General features: G+C 36.1%; 17 protein-coding genes. 7 read left to right on the top strand and 10 right to left on the bottom strand.

What is annotated here, in order from left to right:
* Nucleotides 1-52 precede the first annotated feature (52 nt).
* Genes DWB61_RS07075 through DWB61_RS07050 form a run of 6 tightly spaced genes read left to right on the top strand, consistent with a single transcriptional unit; the run spans nucleotide 53 to nucleotide 7865 of the window.
* Nucleotides 53-1186, top strand: coding sequence for a cytochrome c3 family protein (locus DWB61_RS07075; protein WP_125030200.1), 1134 nt, complete (start codon nucleotides 53-55; stop codon nucleotides 1184-1186).
* Nucleotides 1187-1236: 50 nt separating this feature from the next.
* Entirely contained in the window at nucleotides 1237-4185 is a 2949-nt protein-coding gene (locus tag DWB61_RS07070) for a Fe-S-cluster-containing hydrogenase (protein ID WP_125030199.1), read from the top strand.
* A gap of 19 nt (nucleotides 4186-4204) precedes the next feature.
* Nucleotides 4205-5575, top strand: coding sequence for an NrfD/PsrC family molybdoenzyme membrane anchor subunit (gene nrfD / locus DWB61_RS07065; RefSeq protein WP_125030198.1), 1371 nt, complete (start codon nucleotides 4205-4207; stop codon nucleotides 5573-5575).
* Nucleotides 5572-6090 (top strand): DUF3341 domain-containing protein, encoded by a 519-nt coding sequence (locus DWB61_RS07060; RefSeq protein WP_125030197.1) that lies wholly within the window; start codon nucleotides 5572-5574, stop codon nucleotides 6088-6090. The genes nrfD and DWB61_RS07060 overlap by 4 nt, the downstream gene beginning before the upstream one ends.
* Nucleotides 6091-6111: 21 nt before the next feature.
* On the top strand, nucleotides 6112-7275 hold the full coding sequence (locus DWB61_RS07055) for a quinol:cytochrome C oxidoreductase (RefSeq protein ID WP_125030196.1): 1164 nt from the start codon (nucleotides 6112-6114) through the stop codon (nucleotides 7273-7275).
* 23 nt (nucleotides 7276-7298) lie between these two features.
* On the top strand, nucleotides 7299-7865 hold the full coding sequence (locus DWB61_RS07050) for a c-type cytochrome (protein ID WP_125030195.1): 567 nt from the start codon (nucleotides 7299-7301) through the stop codon (nucleotides 7863-7865).
* 101 nt (nucleotides 7866-7966) lie between these two features.
* Here DWB61_RS07050 and coxB read toward each other — a convergent pair whose 3' ends face one another.
* From coxB to DWB61_RS07025, 5 genes are read right to left on the bottom strand one after another with little or no spacing between them, the layout of a single operon-like run.
* Nucleotides 7967-8908 (bottom strand): cytochrome c oxidase subunit II, encoded by a 942-nt coding sequence (gene coxB, locus DWB61_RS07045; protein WP_125030194.1) that lies wholly within the window; start codon nucleotides 8906-8908, stop codon nucleotides 7967-7969.
* Between the two features lie 3 nt (nucleotides 8909-8911).
* Nucleotides 8912-9199: a cytochrome C oxidase subunit IV family protein gene (locus DWB61_RS07040; protein WP_125030193.1), complete on the bottom strand. Its 288-nt coding sequence runs from the start codon at nucleotides 9197-9199 to the stop codon at nucleotides 8912-8914.
* A gap of 10 nt (nucleotides 9200-9209) precedes the next feature.
* Nucleotides 9210-9824: a cytochrome c oxidase subunit 3 family protein gene (locus DWB61_RS07035; protein ID WP_125030192.1), complete on the bottom strand. Its 615-nt coding sequence runs from the start codon at nucleotides 9822-9824 to the stop codon at nucleotides 9210-9212.
* Nucleotides 9817-11427: a cytochrome c oxidase subunit I gene (locus tag DWB61_RS07030; RefSeq protein WP_125030191.1), complete on the bottom strand. Its 1611-nt coding sequence runs from the start codon at nucleotides 11425-11427 to the stop codon at nucleotides 9817-9819. The genes DWB61_RS07035 and DWB61_RS07030 overlap by 8 nt, the downstream gene beginning before the upstream one ends.
* Nucleotides 11428-11430: 3 nt before the next feature.
* Nucleotides 11431-12213, bottom strand: a complete 783-nt coding sequence (locus tag DWB61_RS07025) for an SCO family protein (protein WP_125030190.1) — start codon at nucleotides 12211-12213, stop codon at nucleotides 11431-11433.
* Nucleotides 12214-12542: 329 nt separating this feature from the next.
* Between DWB61_RS07025 and DWB61_RS07020 the strand changes: the two genes are divergently transcribed.
* Nucleotides 12543-12974 carry a c-type cytochrome gene (locus DWB61_RS07020; protein WP_125030189.1) on the top strand — a complete coding sequence of 144 codons (432 nt, stop codon included), beginning with the start codon at nucleotides 12543-12545 and terminating at the stop codon, nucleotides 12972-12974.
* 53 nt (nucleotides 12975-13027) lie between these two features.
* Here the strand turns inward: DWB61_RS07020 and DWB61_RS07015 are convergent, their stop codons facing one another.
* The 5 genes from DWB61_RS07015 to DWB61_RS06995 form a co-directional block, all read right to left on the bottom strand.
* Entirely contained in the window at nucleotides 13028-13291 is a 264-nt protein-coding gene (locus DWB61_RS07015) for an SEC-C metal-binding domain-containing protein (protein WP_125030188.1), read from the bottom strand.
* Nucleotides 13292-13416: 125 nt separating this feature from the next.
* Nucleotides 13417-14142, bottom strand: a complete 726-nt coding sequence (locus DWB61_RS07010) for a sulfite exporter TauE/SafE family protein (protein ID WP_125030187.1) — start codon at nucleotides 14140-14142, stop codon at nucleotides 13417-13419.
* Nucleotides 14143-14169: 27 nt separating this feature from the next.
* Complete coding sequence (locus DWB61_RS07005; RefSeq protein WP_125030186.1) at nucleotides 14170-14616, bottom strand: FixH family protein; 447 nt, start codon at nucleotides 14614-14616, stop codon at nucleotides 14170-14172.
* 17 nt (nucleotides 14617-14633) lie between these two features.
* Nucleotides 14634-16031, bottom strand: a complete 1398-nt coding sequence (gene ccoG / locus DWB61_RS07000) for a cytochrome c oxidase accessory protein CcoG (RefSeq protein ID WP_125030185.1) — start codon at nucleotides 16029-16031, stop codon at nucleotides 14634-14636.
* Between the two features lie 16 nt (nucleotides 16032-16047).
* Entirely contained in the window at nucleotides 16048-16623 is a 576-nt protein-coding gene (locus tag DWB61_RS06995) for a cbb3-type cytochrome c oxidase N-terminal domain-containing protein (RefSeq protein ID WP_125030184.1), read from the bottom strand.
* Nucleotides 16624-16657 lie beyond the last annotated feature (34 nt).

Genomic DNA, 16657 nt, shown 5'->3' with positions numbered 1-16657 from the left:
ATCGAGAATATAGACATCATATTTATATAAAGCATTTGTAAATCATTCTACCATGAGTAAACTTTACCTATTCTTTTCTATAGTCTTTTTTCTACTGACAAGCTCCCCATCTTTTTCCGAGAATCAAAACACACAAAATCACGATAAATCTGATCACAATTTCCTCGAATCATCAAAGAAGGGTGAACGTATTTTTAAGGGCTTAGTACTTACAAAAACTAAATTAAAAGCTTGCATTAGCTGCCATAATATCAGTTTTTCAGATACGCTTAACTGGAATCCTTCAGCATGGGATATTGCTCATCGTTTTTCGAATAAAGAAATATCTGATTTTAACTCTGTTTTAAATGTACCTATTGCAAAGCTTATGTCTGAAGTTCATGCTGGATACGAATACAGTGAAGAAGAACTCAGCCATATCAAGAATTATCTACTCAAATTAAAGAACCAAGGTACAGAACAACCAAAACCAATTGTTAACAACCTTATCCTCTTTCTATTTTTAGGTTTAATCATTACACTTGCTTTAATAGACTTACTCTTCACTAAGAAGATAAAATACAAATTCATCACAATTCTGATCTTATTTTTGGCATTAGGTTATCAAATAAAAATGTTAAGTGAAGATGCAATGGCACTTGGACGTCATGAGAATTACGCTCCCGATCAACCCATAAAATTCTCACACAAAGTACATGCTACTGATAATAAAATAGATTGTAGGTATTGCCATACAGGTGTCGACAATAGTAAATCTGCAGTTATCCCCTCTGCTAATGTTTGTCTCAACTGCCATTCAATAGTTCGAGAAGGTCGAAATTCAGGCAAGTTTGAAATAAATAAAATTCATGCTGCAGTTGAGAACAATAAAGCAATAGAATGGGTCCGTATTCATAAACTTCCTGATCATGTCTTTTTCAGCCATGCACAACATGTGAATGTGGGAAAACGTGAATGTCAGGAATGCCATGGAGAAGTTGAACAAATGCATATCGTGAAACAAGTTGAGGATTTATCAATGGGTTGGTGTTTAGATTGCCATGATAAAACAGCTGTTGATTTCAGTACGAACAACTATTACTCTAATACATTCAAAGAACTCCATATTAAACTTGCAAAAGAACAAATCGATAGTGTTCGAGTTAAAGATATTGGGGGACGAGAATGTGCCCGCTGTCATTACTAGACCAAGCAACACTTATTAACCTAAGTAGCTAACTGAAAAAAACACCCAATATGAAAAAATACTGGAAAAGCCAGCAAGAAAAAAATGAGAGTCCTGAAATTAAACAAGTAAAACACATCCCCAAAGGTAATTTGGAGCAGGTTCTCGATATTTTTGAAGATGGAACGGCTGAAACTAAGAGTAATCGTCGAGATTTCTTAAAGCTTTGTGGTTACAGTTTAGCTATTACAACTGTTTTATCAAGCTGTGAAAATGCGGTTCAAAAAGCAATTCCATATTTGAATAAACCAGAGGAAATTACCCCAGGCATAGCCAACTATTATGCTTCTACTTATATAAATGGCAGTGATTATGCCAGTATACTAATCAAAACCAGAGAAGGTCGCCCCATAAAAATTGAGGGCAACAATTTATCTCCAATCAGTAATGGAGCTTGTTCTGCTCGCACTCAAGCTTCAGTTTTAAGCTTATACGACAATAGTCGTTATCAGTCTCCTCAAATTAACCAAAAGCAAGTTCCATGGGCTGAGTTTGATGAATCAATATTAAAAGCATTAAATTCCCAAAAAGATAATCAAATCGCTTTATTAACACCGACTATTTTCAGTCCGTCTACCCGTAAAGCCATTCAACAGTTTACTGATACTTATCCAAATATCAAATGGGTACAATACGACACCCAATCGGCTAGTGCAATCCTAAGAGCACAAAAACTTTGTTTTGACAAAAATGGATTACCTAATTATCGATTCAACAAAGCTAATTTGATTGTTAGTTTCGATGCCGATTTCTTAGGAACATGGCTCAACCCTGCCGAATACATCAAAACATATTCGGATACCCGCAAACTTTCAGGTTCCCTAAATAAGATGTCTCGACATATTCAGTTTGAATCGAGAATGAGTTTAACGGGAAGTAATGCCGATGAAAGACACGCGATAAAACCATCGGAACTAAACCTTCTGATTGCTCAACTTTACAATGAAATTCTCATATTAAAAGGCCAGCAAAAAAATAATGTTCCAGAGCCAACGAAAGTTATTAAAGAGCTGGCAAAAGATTTACTTGATCAAAAATCACGTTCATTAGTTGTTTCCGGAAGCCGGAATTTGAATGCACAAATTCTGATTAATGCCATTAATTATGAACTAGAGAATTTCAATTCTAGCATTAATATGGACACTCCTCTTCTCAATCATCAAGCCATTGATGAAGATATGGATCAACTTATAGACAATTTAGCATCTGGACAAATAAAAGGTCTAATATGCTATCATACCAATCCAGTGTATTCTCATCCCAAAGGAGAAAAACTTAAGAAAGCGATTGAATCTCTTTCATTCAGTTTATCAATTCATGAGACGCCAAACGAAACCACATCGTTGATGAAATACATAGCTCCTGATAATCATTATCTGGAAAGTTGGAATGATGCAGAGATCAAAAAAGATTCGTACAGTTTAATGCAACCTGCTATCCATCCACTATTCGATACCCGCCAGTTTCAGGCATCTCTTTTAAAATGGTCCGGTGAGGATGTCGATTACCATAAATTTATCATGAAACATTGGGAAGAAACACTTTTCCCAAGTCAAACACTTTACACAAACTTTAAATCCTATTGGGAGCATACCTTACAAGAAGGCATCTTTCAAACGAAGGCTGTAACAGGTAACAAACTAAAGTTTGCTGAGCTTGATATTATTAAAATCCTTGAGGCCATTACTCAAAAAAAGAAAACGAATAGGATTGAACTCCAGGTATACGAAAAGGTAACCATTGGGGATGGCAGTATGGCTAATAATCCATGGTTGCAAGAAATGCCAGATCCTATAAGTAAAATTTGCTGGGATAATTACCTCAATATTTCACCTAAGCAAGCCAAAGAACTTGGTCTTGAAACCGGGAATATGGTTAAACTCAATGGTGATCTTGAATTACCAGTCTATATTCTGCCTGGTCAAGCTTATAACACTGTCTCTATCGCGATAGGGTATGGAAGAACTATTTGTGGTAAAGTTGGTAAAGATGTTGGCTTTAAAGCAAGTCATCTAAACACGAATCAACATTCTTCAGTCAAGCTTGAAAAAGTTGAAGGACATTTCGATTTTGCGATGACTCAAACTCACCATTCTATGGAAGGTCGAGCAATCGTTCGTGAAGCAAATCTGGATGAATATAAGAAAAACCCCAAAGCAGGAAACGATCATAAACACGAGTATAAGAATGCAGGGATTTATAAAGAACCCGAATTTCCGAATCATCATTGGGGATTAGCAATTGATTTAAATGCCTGCATTGGGTGTGGGGCTTGTACAATAGCTTGTCAGGCTGAAAACAATGTCCCGATTGTAGGAAAGAAAGAAGTTATTCGCGCTCACGAAATGTCGTGGATCAGAATTGACCGTTATTTCTCTGGTGATGAAAACAAACCTGGCGTCGTTTTCCAACCTGTTATGTGTCAGCATTGCGATAATGCACCTTGCGAAAATGTTTGCCCTGTAGCCGCTACAAACCACAGTAGTGAGGGATTGAATCAAATGATTTACAACAGGTGTATTGGAACTCGCTATTGCGGTAATAACTGTCCCTATAAGGTCAGACGTTTTAATTGGTTCGATTATACCCAAGCTGATTCAATTCCAAATAACCTTCACGATCCAGCTGGAATGACTTTAGATTTAAGTCGTATGGTACTTAATCCTGATGTAACCATTAGGGCTAAAGGTGTGATTGAAAAGTGTTCGATGTGTGTTCAGAGAATTCAGGAAGGTAAACTTAATGCGAAGCTTGAAGGACGAAAAGTTAAAGACGGTGATATCAATACGGCCTGCCAACAAACCTGCCCTTCTGGAGCCATCCTATTCGGAGATCTAAATGACAAGGCTAGTGACTTATTTAAAGTCGCTTCCAGTGATAGAAACTACCATTTATTGGAAGAAATTCATACACTTCCTTCGGTTAGTTATCTAACCAGAATCAGAAATAAAAAGAGTTAAACCACTATAATATCAAGTTATGTACGTATCTCCAATTCGAGAACCTCTAATAAAGGGAAACAAAACTTATAGCCAAATAACTAAGGATATTGCCGCTCCTATTGAGGGCAAACCTGGAAAAGCTTGGTATATGGGGCTGACCATAAGTTTATCAGCCATGTTTTTTGGTCTTGCCATGATGGGTTATACTGTATGGGAAGGTATAGGAACTTGGGGACTCAATCGAACCATTGGTTGGGGGTGGGGAATCACCAATTTTGTTTGGTGGGTCGGTATTGGTCATGCTGGAACTTTTATATCTGCTATTCTTTTACTCTTCCGTCAAAAATGGAGAACAAGTATCAACCGTTCTGCTGAAGCCATGACCATATTTGCAGTTATGTGTGCTGGTCTCTTTCCATTAATTCATATGGGACGTCCTCTATTGGCATTTTTTGTTTTTCCTTATCCTAATACTCGTGGTCTTTGGGTGAATTTTAATTCGCCTCTCTTATGGGATGTTTTTGCTATTTCGACCTACCTTTTAGTATCCTTACTATTTTGGTATATGGGTCTAATCCCTGATATCGGAACCATGAGAGACAGAGTGACATCTAAAGCAAAGAAATACATTTATGGCTTGCTTAGTTTCGGATGGACAGGATCTGTAAAACACTGGCAACGTCACGAAAAACTCAGTTTAATATTAGCCGGTCTAGCTGCACCACTGGTTCTTTCGGTTCATAGTATTGTAAGTTCTGACTTTGCTACCGCGATAATTCCGGGTTGGCATACGACTATTTTCCCACCCTATTTTGTGGCAGGTGCCATTTTCTCAGGCTTTGCGATGGTACTAACCTTATTGATTGTTACACGTAAGGTTCTCAATTTGGAAAACTACATCACCCTGTCACATATTGAATCGATGAATAAAATCATCATTGCAACAGGGTCAATCGTGGGAATTGCATATATGACCGAACTCTTTATCTCATGGTACTCTGGTGTAGAATATGAGCAATATGCCTTTCTTAACCGTGCAACAGGACCATATTGGTGGGCTTATGCAATCATGATGACTTGTAATGTCATATCACCACAACTCCTGTGGTTCAGAAAACTGAGGCGAAATCTTGTCTTTACCTTTATTCTTTCAATCTTTATCAATATTGGTATGTGGTTCGAGAGATTCGTGATCATCGTTACGTCATTACATCGCGACTACCTGCCATCGAGTTGGTCCATGTACTCACCAACCATTGTTGAAGTTGGAATCTTCATAGGTACACTTGGCTTATTTTTCTCATGTTTTCTATTATTTATTCGGGTATTTCCTGTGATTGCTATTGCTGAGATTAAAACGGTTATTAAAAGCTCAGGTGAAAAAGAAACTAAAAACGAAACGCTATGAGAAGCTATATTTCAGCCTATTTCACAGATGAAGAAGATCTTTTGAGGGCAAGCAAAACATTAATGGAAAAGAAAATATTGATACTCGATGTTTTAACGCCTCTTCCGGTACATGGCTTAGATAAGGTTTTGGGTTTAAAAGAATCCAAACTACCTACTGTTGGTTTTATTGCAGGAGCTATAGGAACACTTTTTGCTTTCGGTTTTCAAACCTGGACATTTGTAGTTGATTATCCCCTATTTATTGGTGGGAAGCCTCATTTTTCTATTCCATCCTTTATACCCATCACCTTTGAAGTTACCGTGCTATTTGCTGCCGTCGCCATGGTATTCGCTTTCCTTTTCAGATCAAAATTGGGATTAGGAGCTAAGAATAAAATTCACGATGAAAGAATAACTGATGATCGTTTCGTCATCATTATTGAAGCAAACGAAAATGATGAACACTTCAATAATGTTAAGGCCATCTTAGAGCAAGAGGCGGCACATGAGATTCAACTCAAAGAGCATAAATAATTAATTCAAAATCATAAGCTGATGAACACGAATTATATCTTATCAAAAAAAACAAAACAGGTATTTTTATCCATTTCTGTTATTGGTAGCCTACTGATTGCGCTTAGTTTTCTTTTAGAAAATCCCGATAACAAACAAGTTTGGATGAATGTTTTGCTTAACAACCTATATTTCCTGTTTCTTTCTCTTTTTGGAGCCTTATTTATCGCGCTCCATAAAATTGCACATTCGGGCTGGCATGTGAGCTTAAAACGAATACCTGAAGCTCTAAGCACTTTCCTGCCCTATTCAGCGGCATTGATGTTCTTGCTAATTTTTGGCATGCACGATTTGTATCACTGGTCACATCATGATCTACATGACCCAATCATTAAGGGAAAATCCGCCTATCTTAATTTGCCTTTTTTCTTTATTAGAATGGCTGTTTATTTTGCAGGTTGGATAGGTCTAAGTTATTTGCTTCGCAAAAATTCAATTTCTCAGGATTTATCTGATAACTACAAATTCCACAAACAAGGAAGGATTCTAGCTGCTTTATTTATGGCCTTCTTTGCTATCAGTAGTTCTACAATGACCTGGGATTGGATCATGTCGGTTGATCCACATTGGTACAGTACACTTTTTGGCTGGTATGTCTTTATTGGTTTGTTTGTTTCAGGAATTGCCGCATTTATTCTGATTATAGCCTTGCTTAAATCTCAGGGATATATCGATTTTGTAAATAAAGAACACCTTCATGACTTAGGTAAATACCTTTTTGGATTCAGTATTTTTTGGATGTACCTCTGGTTTTTCCAATACATGCTAATTTGGTACAGTCATATTCCTGAAGAGACCGTTTACTTCGCACAAAGGTTGAATGGTTTCCCTATCTTATTTTTCGCCATTCTGGTTCTAAATTTTGTATTTCCATTCCTGGCTTTGATGACCAGGAACTCAAAACGTAATATCAAATGGTTAGCCATGGTTGCTGCAGTGGTTCTAATTGGGCAATGGCTAAATATCTATCTTATGCTAAGCCCTGGCATATTGGGAGAGACAGCTCAAATTGGTCTAATTGAAATAGGTTCGGCCTGCTTATACCTTGGAGGCTTCCTATTTGTAGTATTCAATGCTCTTTCGAAAAAACCTTTATTATGCAAAAATGATCCTTTCCTTGAAGAAAGTTTCCATTACGAAACCTAAACGTCTTATAAAAAGTCCATATCATGTTTAAACCTGCTTCATATATAAGTCTATTATTTTTGGCGATAATCTTTCTCTCGGCCTGTGATAGAAATCGAAACCATCCTGGTCATTCCTATTTCCCGGATATGGCTAATTCCAGAGCTTATGAAAGCTATACGGCGAATCCAAACTTTGCTGATAACTTAACAGCCCGCTTGCCAGTAAAAGGAACTATTCCCAGAGGGATGATACCATACACACTTGAAAAATCGGATGAAAATCGTGAGTTAACAGGGAAAAACTGGGATAATCCGTTAATCATTAATGAAGAAACCCTTATAGCTGGCAAAAAAAAATACGAGGTATTTTGTATTTATTGCCATGGAGAAGTAGGTGATGGACAAGGTTATCTTGTAACCAGTGGACGTTACCCTTATCAAGCAGCAAACTTATTATCAAATAAAATGAAAAAAGTCCCGGATGGAGAAATTTTCCATGTGATTTCAGTAGGTTGGGGTATCATGGGAGCACATGCCTCTCAGATCAGTCAAGAAGACAGATGGCGTATTACCGCATACGTTAAAAACAAGCTGCAAAAAATAGAATAATTTTTAACACAAAATTAAAAAGACATAAAACCCAATAGGTTTTATGTCTTTTCGTTTGAGCATTTATCTTAAAAGAGGCTCAGTAATTTCTATTGTAAGACCTATTTCAGAGTCTTCATAAATTCAATAATTTCATTTATATCCTCTTCCTTTAATTCATTTTTATAAGATAGCATTAAGCCTTTTTTAAAACCCTTTACGATATCATCGTTCGGATTATAAATAGAGTTTAAAACATAGGCACTGTCAACAGTTAACTGTCGTTCTACTCCATCTGTCACAACTGTCTCTTGAGTGCCAAACAAGCCTTTCCAGGTTGGACCGACAATTTTAGATCCATCCAATGAATGACAAGCCAAGCAGCCATTCTTTTTTACAATAAGCAATCCTAGTGCTCCGGGTTTATCAGAAATAAGTGGAGCAACAACAGTGGTATCTATATACCACTTATCGAACTTGTCTTCTGCCATAACAACTACTGAGGTCGTCATTGAAGAATGAGACAAGCCACAATATTCTGTACAAAACAGATCATAATCACCCTCACGACCAGCGATAAACCACATAAATTGCTCTTTCCCAGGAACCATATCCTGTTTGAGTCTGAATGCAGGAATATAAAGGCTATGTAAAACATCTAAAGCAACAAGGTCAAGCTTTACTGCACGATCTTTGGGTACATAAAGCGTATCGGTTATCTTACCGTTCTCATATTGAAATTGCCAATTCCACATGCGGCCAACACTTTTAATTGTAAAGGCATCATCAGGCACTTCTTTCATCGGTTTATAGCCCATCCAGCCATAATAAAACATGACCATCACCAGTACAGTCGGTATTAGAGTCCAAATGATCTCAAGCGTATTGTTACCATGAATTTGTACTGCTTGGGGATGTCTTGATTTTCTATATCTAAAAACAAAATAAATCATAGTCGCAGTAATCCCAATAAGGAAAAAAGAGATTATTCCGAATATAACCATAAATGAAGTATCTACTCCCTTTACAAAATTGGATGCATCAGCCATTTCATTTGAAAACATAAGCTATCGGTATAAATAATCTAAAAACGTAACAAAAATAACAGAGGCTAATAAGAGAACAATTCCAGCCATCATGATGGCATAAAATTTCTTATCAAACTTAAGATGCATAAAATACATCAAAACAATAACCGATTTTATTGATGCAAAAACCAAAGCTGCTGTTACTGAATAAACCCCCAATTCTAGTTGAGTAATTGCAACAGAACTAAAAGTGAAAATCAATAAAATAAGTAAAACCCAAGCAAAGGTTTTATATTTTACGATATGAGTATGTTGACTGTTATCCATGATTTCAGTTTTAAGTAATAAGATAAAACAATGGGAATAAGAAAATCCAAATCAAATCGACCAGGTGCCAGTACAAAGCACTATTCTCAAGAATGACATAATCATCATGTTTGACGTCATCTGTTTTTACCAGCCACATAACGTAGCCAATAAAACCAACTCCAACAATAATATGCAGAGCGTGTAAGCCAGTCATGGCATAATACAAACCGAAGAATAAGATCTCGCCTTGACTGCTTTGATGAAGAATCTCGCTACCAGGGAATATACCATGTGAAATTTTCCCAGTCCACTCAAAATATTTGTTCACCATAAAGATGATTGCTAACAAGATGGTCACTCCCATCAAAATGAGAGTGAGTCCTTTCTTTTTCAATTGAATGGATGTAATAGCCATGGCAATTGTCATACTACTCACTAAAAGGATTACCGTATTAACTGTCCCCAGAAAAACATCCAGTTCTTCCGCAGCTAAATGAAAAGCCATAGGGTTTAAATAACGATATACTGAATAGACAATAAAAAGTCCACCAAAAAGCAAGAGTTCTGTGAAAATAAAAATCCACATACCTGTTTTAGCACCTTCATCGTCTCTATGTTCGTCAATGTGGATGTGATTAGTCATATTTATAAGGATGATCAGTTACAACAGGAATTTCTTCAAAATTTTCAAGGCTAGGAGGGCTATCAACCGTCCATTCCAAAGTCTTACCTTTCCAAGGATCTTTCTCAGCTTTAACACCATGACGAGTTGATCTAACCAGATTTGTAATAATAATAATCAACCCAGCTATCATGAGCATAGCCCCCAAAGAAGAAATGATGTTTGGTCCATGAAATTTTTCAACATAGTCATAATAACGACGAGGCATCCCCGTCATTCCAAGAAAAAACATGGGTAGATAAAGCGTATTAAAACCAGTAAAGAAAATAGCCAGGCCAATATTTGCCCACGCCATATCGTACATACGACCAAACATTTTAGGGTACCAATAATGCAGAGCTCCAAAGAAAGCGAAACCTGTACCACCAAAAACAATATAATGGAAGTGAGCCACCACAAAAGCGGTGTCATGCAAATGTACATTTGCTGAGAGTGCTCCCAATACCATACCCGACAGACCTCCAATCATAAAGACAAACAAGAAACATAAAGCCCAAATAAAAGGCGTTTGAAGATTAATAGAGGCCTTATGAAGGGTAGCAACCCAATTGAAAATTTTAATAGCACTAGGAATAGCTACAAGAAAAGTCAATATTGAGAAAGTATATAGTGCAACACCACTCATTCCCGAAGTAAACATATGGTGTCCCCACACAAAGTAGCCAACAAAAGCGATGGCTAATGTTGAAACAACAATAGCCGTGTACCCAAATATGGTCTTGCGAGCGAATGTTGGTATGATCTCAGAAATGATGCCCATCGCAGGTAGAATCATAATATAGACAGCAGGATGGGAATAAATCCAAAATAAGTGTTGGTATAAGATTGGATCACCTCCTAATGCTGGATCAAAAAATCCAATTTGAAGTGTTCTTTCTAATACCACCATTAATAAAGTAACACCAACAATAGGGGTTGCTAGCACTTGAATCCATGAAGTTCCATATAGAGCCCAAGGGAATAGTGGCATTTTCATCCAATTCATTCCTGGAGCACGCATTCGGTGCATGGTTACAATAAAATTGATACCAGTTACAATAGATGAAAAACCTAAAACAAAAGCTCCGGTTACAGCTGGTAACATATTCGTTCCTGTTCTGAAACTATAGGGCGCATAGAATGTCCACCCTGTGTCAGGAGGTCCATCGCCAAAGAATTGAGCAGACAAAGCAATAAAAGCACCTACAATATAAATCCACCATGATAAAAGATTCAATCTGGGGAAAGCAACATCTTTTGCTCCAATCATGATGGGAAGGAAAAAATTACCAAAAACTGCTGGTAAGCCAGGAACAACGATCAGAAAAATCATGGTAATACCATGAAGCGTAAAGAAGCTATTATAGGTTTGAGCACCCATAATGGTTTTTCCAGGAGCCATAAGCTCTAACTTCATCATTAATCCAAGTATGGCTGCCACAGAGAAAAAGACCAACATACTATACAAATACAATAGTCCAATTCTTTTGTGATCGGTAGAAAAGATCCAACCCATTAGGCCTTTAAACCTACCTTTGTAGTCAAGGAAACTGGGGTTCGAATCCTGAATTAGTGTTTCTATCATAGTTTAGTTCTTAGGATCGTTTCTTCTTCGTGGTTTGCGAATGATTAGTAATAGAAATACAATTAATCCGAGGGCCAGTATCAAAGTACCACTCACTCGGGTTACATTCAAAACGTAGCTTTGTCCCACCGGGTCGTAGGAATAACAAAACTGAAGAATCTTGTTTATTGTAGGACCAGAAAGACCTTTAGATGCTTCAAGTAGAGCTAATTTGAATTCAAAGGGTAAAAAATAGGTTCCATTTAGATATCTGGTAATCTTGCCATCGGGGCTTAAAATAATCACTGTAGCCGCATGGGTAAAGTCTTGCCCTGATTTGATATATTTAAAACCTAGTGCATCCGTCACTCTGGCAATATTAGCACTATCAGATGTGAAAAAACGCCAGCCATCCTTTGTGTTCTTATTCGTGATAAGCCCCTCGTAGTTTTTTTTCTTTTTGATGGCTAAATCAATGGTTTCACGGGGATCGAAGCCAACAGTTAACACTTGATAATCCTCAGAAAGATTCATATCAGATTTCTGGATCACATCAGCCAATCCATCCATTAATGGACTACAAATTCCTGGGCATCGGAAATAAACAAAAATCAATGCCGTCGGCTTATCAATTTGATCTTTAAGATTGACAATTTCACCAGCTTCATTCATCACCTGAATATCCGATGGGACAAATTCATCAAGGTGTTCAATTATTCCAACTTCCACATTCTTCTCAACATCCTGACTAAACAAAATCTGCATTTGCAGAAAACATGCTAAAAATAAAAAAAGTGATAATTTCATTTGAACTCCTCCTTGTATTAATACTATGAGATAATCAAGTTAAAACTGAACACCTTTAAATATAATAAATAATACTTGCAGGTGGAAAATAATTCACAACTACTTACCAAACAATACATAAAATAAATCTAAATCCCATGTAAAATAATAAATACAGGACGTAATTTGAACTAAGAATAATATTGAATTTTTATCAGAAATAGAGACAACTAAACTATTTATGAACGTTTTTCACTTTGAACAAGAATTTCAGATTAGGTTAAAAACAAATAAGTCGACTTTGATATAAACAGAATTGGACCTATTTTTAGAATATAAACCAAAAACTAATGAGACAAACCCTTATCATACTGTTCATTTTGTTTCTACTTGTATCTTTATCTTGTACAAGTTCAGACAATAAAACTCTTCTCGTCAAAGGAAAAATTCCCAAAAATGAATTAGAAAAAGGCAGTCAAATTTATAGAGCTAAATGTATGACATGTCACCGAAAAAATGGAGAAGGATTAATTCGAGTTTATCCTCCACTCGCTAATTCTGATTATTTAAAGAATAAGTTGGAAGATGCCATTAGAATGGTAAAGTATGGTAGTGGGAAAATGATAAAAGTAAATGGTGAAAAATACAACGGCTACATGCCTGCTTCGGGTCTTAATGATAAGGATCTTAGCTTGGTATTTAATTACATTTTAAACTCGTGGGGGAATGAATATGGACGTATTGATAATGAAATCGTAAATAAGATTAAAGAAAAAAAATAGGTTAGAATCTATCCAACCTATCTTTTCTATTGTTTTATTTGTCTTGTAGCAAACTACCCTTGTATAACAGTCGCTTTAAATAATTCGTGATCTTTTCTAATTCTTTTAATAGTTAAAACTTTAAAAGTTTCTTCTCCAGTTAATGAATTAATCTTTCGAACAGCACGCTTACTTGACTTTGAATGTTGAGGATAATGACAAATTTTATACTTCTTACCACTGTTGCAATAACACTTCTCGTTACGTTCAAATTTGACGTAGTAAAAATCTTCTGTGTCTGAACGGAAAAAATTTAATATCGGATCTAATAAGTTCATAAGCACGGGTTGTTGGTTAAATGATTTCTTTAAGTTAACAGTAATCTTTTAGAAATCAAATTTAAAAAAAAAGCTTAATTGAGATTCTCCATTTTAACTCATTTTTCATCTGGCTATATACTAGCTTAATGACAACAACTGGGCTTTGCCTCCTCAGTCTTTTCGACTGGAACTGTCATCGCTTTTTCAGGTGGACTTAGGTAAGGAATACCAAGACTTAAACCTCGAAGAATAAATAGAACACCTATGAAAACAATAGCATAAGGAATAACACGTGTTAACTTCTTTCTTAGCTCTAGCGTAATCATATTTCCAATAAGAGAAACGGTTAATAGCATGGGAATTGTTCCTAAACCAAAAACAAACATGAATAAACTACCGCTATAAACAGAACCTGTCGCTATAGCTCCTGCAATAGCAAAATAAACCAAACCACAAGGTAGTAAGCCATTCAATAAACCGATCAGAAAAAGTGCTGAATGACTGCTTTGAGTGAAGAGCTTTCTAAGTGATATTTTTACTTTTCCAACAAAGCCAAAAACAGATTTTTCGGTATCAAACCTGTTTTTATATAAAGAAGGTGCCAGTACAGAAATGATCATGATCGCTCCCATAATAATAGAAACCCACTGCTGAAAACCACTCATTACAAGACCTTGACCTAATAGACCAAATACAGCACCCATTATAGCATAGGTAATAGCACGACCAAGATTATAGATGACTCCACCTAAAATTCTGAGTAACCAGGAATCTGTCTTAAGTGGAATTGCCAAAGCAATTGGACCACACATTCCCACACAGTGAAAGCTACCTAATAGACCTAGAGTTAGAGCGGATAAAAAGATCATTTTTTTATATTTTTATTATTCGAAATGTTACTTTGATAAGTAAATGGCTTCCTCCTGATAGTAGCCTTCACCTTGATGCTTCCAATCAATTTTAATGGCATATCGTCCATTAATAAATTTATCTGACTCAAAAACCTGAAGTCCTGCTGTATCAATATTTATATCTGAACGCAAATCATTATCAGAATTAGATGGACGATAAAAAATAATACTTCCACTAACTCCTGATCGCATTCCTTCCGGGAATTGAACTTGTATAACACCTGCTTTCTGAGAAACAAGAACTTTCTCTTTTAAAGTTTGAACATTCTTAATCTTATCAATTTTAGATTGATATGCAATGCCTTGAGGATAATAATCCTTCGAAATCAGATTAATATCCTGAGTTGTACTAAATCCTACAAAAACCAAAATGCCAATAACATATACAGAGGCAAACATGGCAAGTTTTGTACCCCAACTTAATTTTTTCATATTTAATTTTCTATCTACTAATTAGGTCCAACAAAAGTCAGATTAACTTTTTCAATTAATCTCTCTTTGGCATAAACACCAATTTGTATTTGTGTCTTATCTGTTAAAATATAGGCCTTAGGAAACTTCGCAAAAAATGTTCCTTCATGAATAGAACTTGCTGCCGCATTAAAGGTTTTTCCAATAATCTGAATCTCTCCTTCTTTATCAAGTATTTTAAATTGAACAGGTAAATCTTCCGTTGTCTTGTTCACAATTTTAAAGCTGTACATATTGCTAATAATTCCTTCAGCTGGTTCTTGATACATCAAGCCTGGTGTGCGAAGAATAATAGCTTCCAAATCGGATCGAGATACAAACAAACCCACCACAACACCAAGTAAAATAATAAGAACACTGGTATAAGCTACCTTACGAGCAGGCCATTTTTTCTTAATTCCTTCTGCAATATTCTTGTCAGAATCAAAACGAATCAATCCCTTTGGTTTACCCTGCCAGGCCATTACTGAATTACAAGCATCGATACAAGCCGTACAGTTAATACATTCCAGTTGAGTACCATCTCGAACATCAATACCAGTAGGACATACATCAACGCAATCGTAACAATCAATACAATCCCCTTTGTTATCAGCTTCTCTATCTTCTCCTGCTTCCAAAGGAGCTCTTTCTTCTCCTCGCTTGTAATCGTATGCGACAACAATAGTGTTTGAATCTAATAAAACACCTTGCAAACGACCGTATGGACAAATCATAGCGCATACTTGTTCTCTCAAGCGAGAGAAAACAAAATACATCACTGTTGAAAAAAACAATAATGCAATAAAAAGAATAGAACTACTTGATGGGGTTTCCCATAGGTTTAATACAAAATCAACACCTCTTACATATGAAAGTAGAGCACTAGAAAGAATTAAACAAATGATATAAAACAACACATGTTTCGTCGTTTTCTTCCAAAACTTCTCAAAATTCATCGACTGAGTTTTCAACTTACGTTGCTCCTGAGGCGTTCCTTCTATTAAATATTCTATTCTACGAAAAATAAATTCTAAAAAAACAGTCTGCGGACAAGCCCAGCCACACCAAATACGACCATAACTTACTGTAAAAAGCACAATGAATACAAAAAGGGTAATCATCGAAAACAAGAAGATATGGAAATCTTGAGGCCAAAAATGTACCCCAAAAAGAATAAACTTACGCTCAATAACATTGAGTAAGATTAAAGGATCACCATTTACCTTTATAAATGGAGTTACAAGAAGAATTGTCAACAGAAAATAGCTGACAAAATTTCTGTAATTATATAGTTTCCCTTTAGGTTGTTTTGCATACACCCATTGTCTTTTGCCTTTTTTATTTAAGGTTGCAAGTTGGTCTCGATAAGTATTATCAAAGTTTTGGTTGGGCATTTCGCTGTATTATCTTTTATTTTTCTTGTTTATACAATTCACCTTGTGCTGCTTTAGCATTAGGAGGGTTCGTTCCAATCAGAGTCATCACATAGCTGGAAACCTGCAACATTTGTTCCGGTGACAACTGATTTTGCCAAGCTAACATACCTTTTAGTGGCTTACCTATTTTTATGATTTTATAAACATCCTCAAGACTACCACCGTTTAACCAATAATCATCAGTTAGGTTTGGACCAATAGCATTTCCTTCTCCTAACAATGCATGACATGCCACACAATTTTTATCGTAAATTGCTTTACCAGCCGAAATATCACTAGCATTGGTCATCAATACAAGTGATAATTCGTCGAATGTTGGCTTTGGCTTGTTTGCTGCAGCAAGAGCCATTTCCTTTTCATATTCAGCAATCTGAAGATCATCTCCGAACACGTGGTAACGAAACATATAAACAGCTGCAAACACAATAGTCACATAGAATAAATAACGCCACCAAGTTGGCATCGGATTATCTAACTCACGAATTCCATCGTAATCATGATCACTGATTAGGTGTGCATTTTCTTCAAGGAACTTATCTTTTTTTTCCATTACAGAATCTTTTTAATGTCTTAAACAATTTTAT

The sequence above is a fragment of the Ancylomarina euxina genome, assembly GCF_003863355.1.
Lineage (GTDB): Bacteria > Bacteroidota > Bacteroidia > Bacteroidales > Marinifilaceae > Ancylomarina > Ancylomarina euxinus.
The sequence above is the reverse complement of the archived record's forward strand: the minus strand, read 5'-3'. Positions and strand labels throughout refer to the sequence as shown.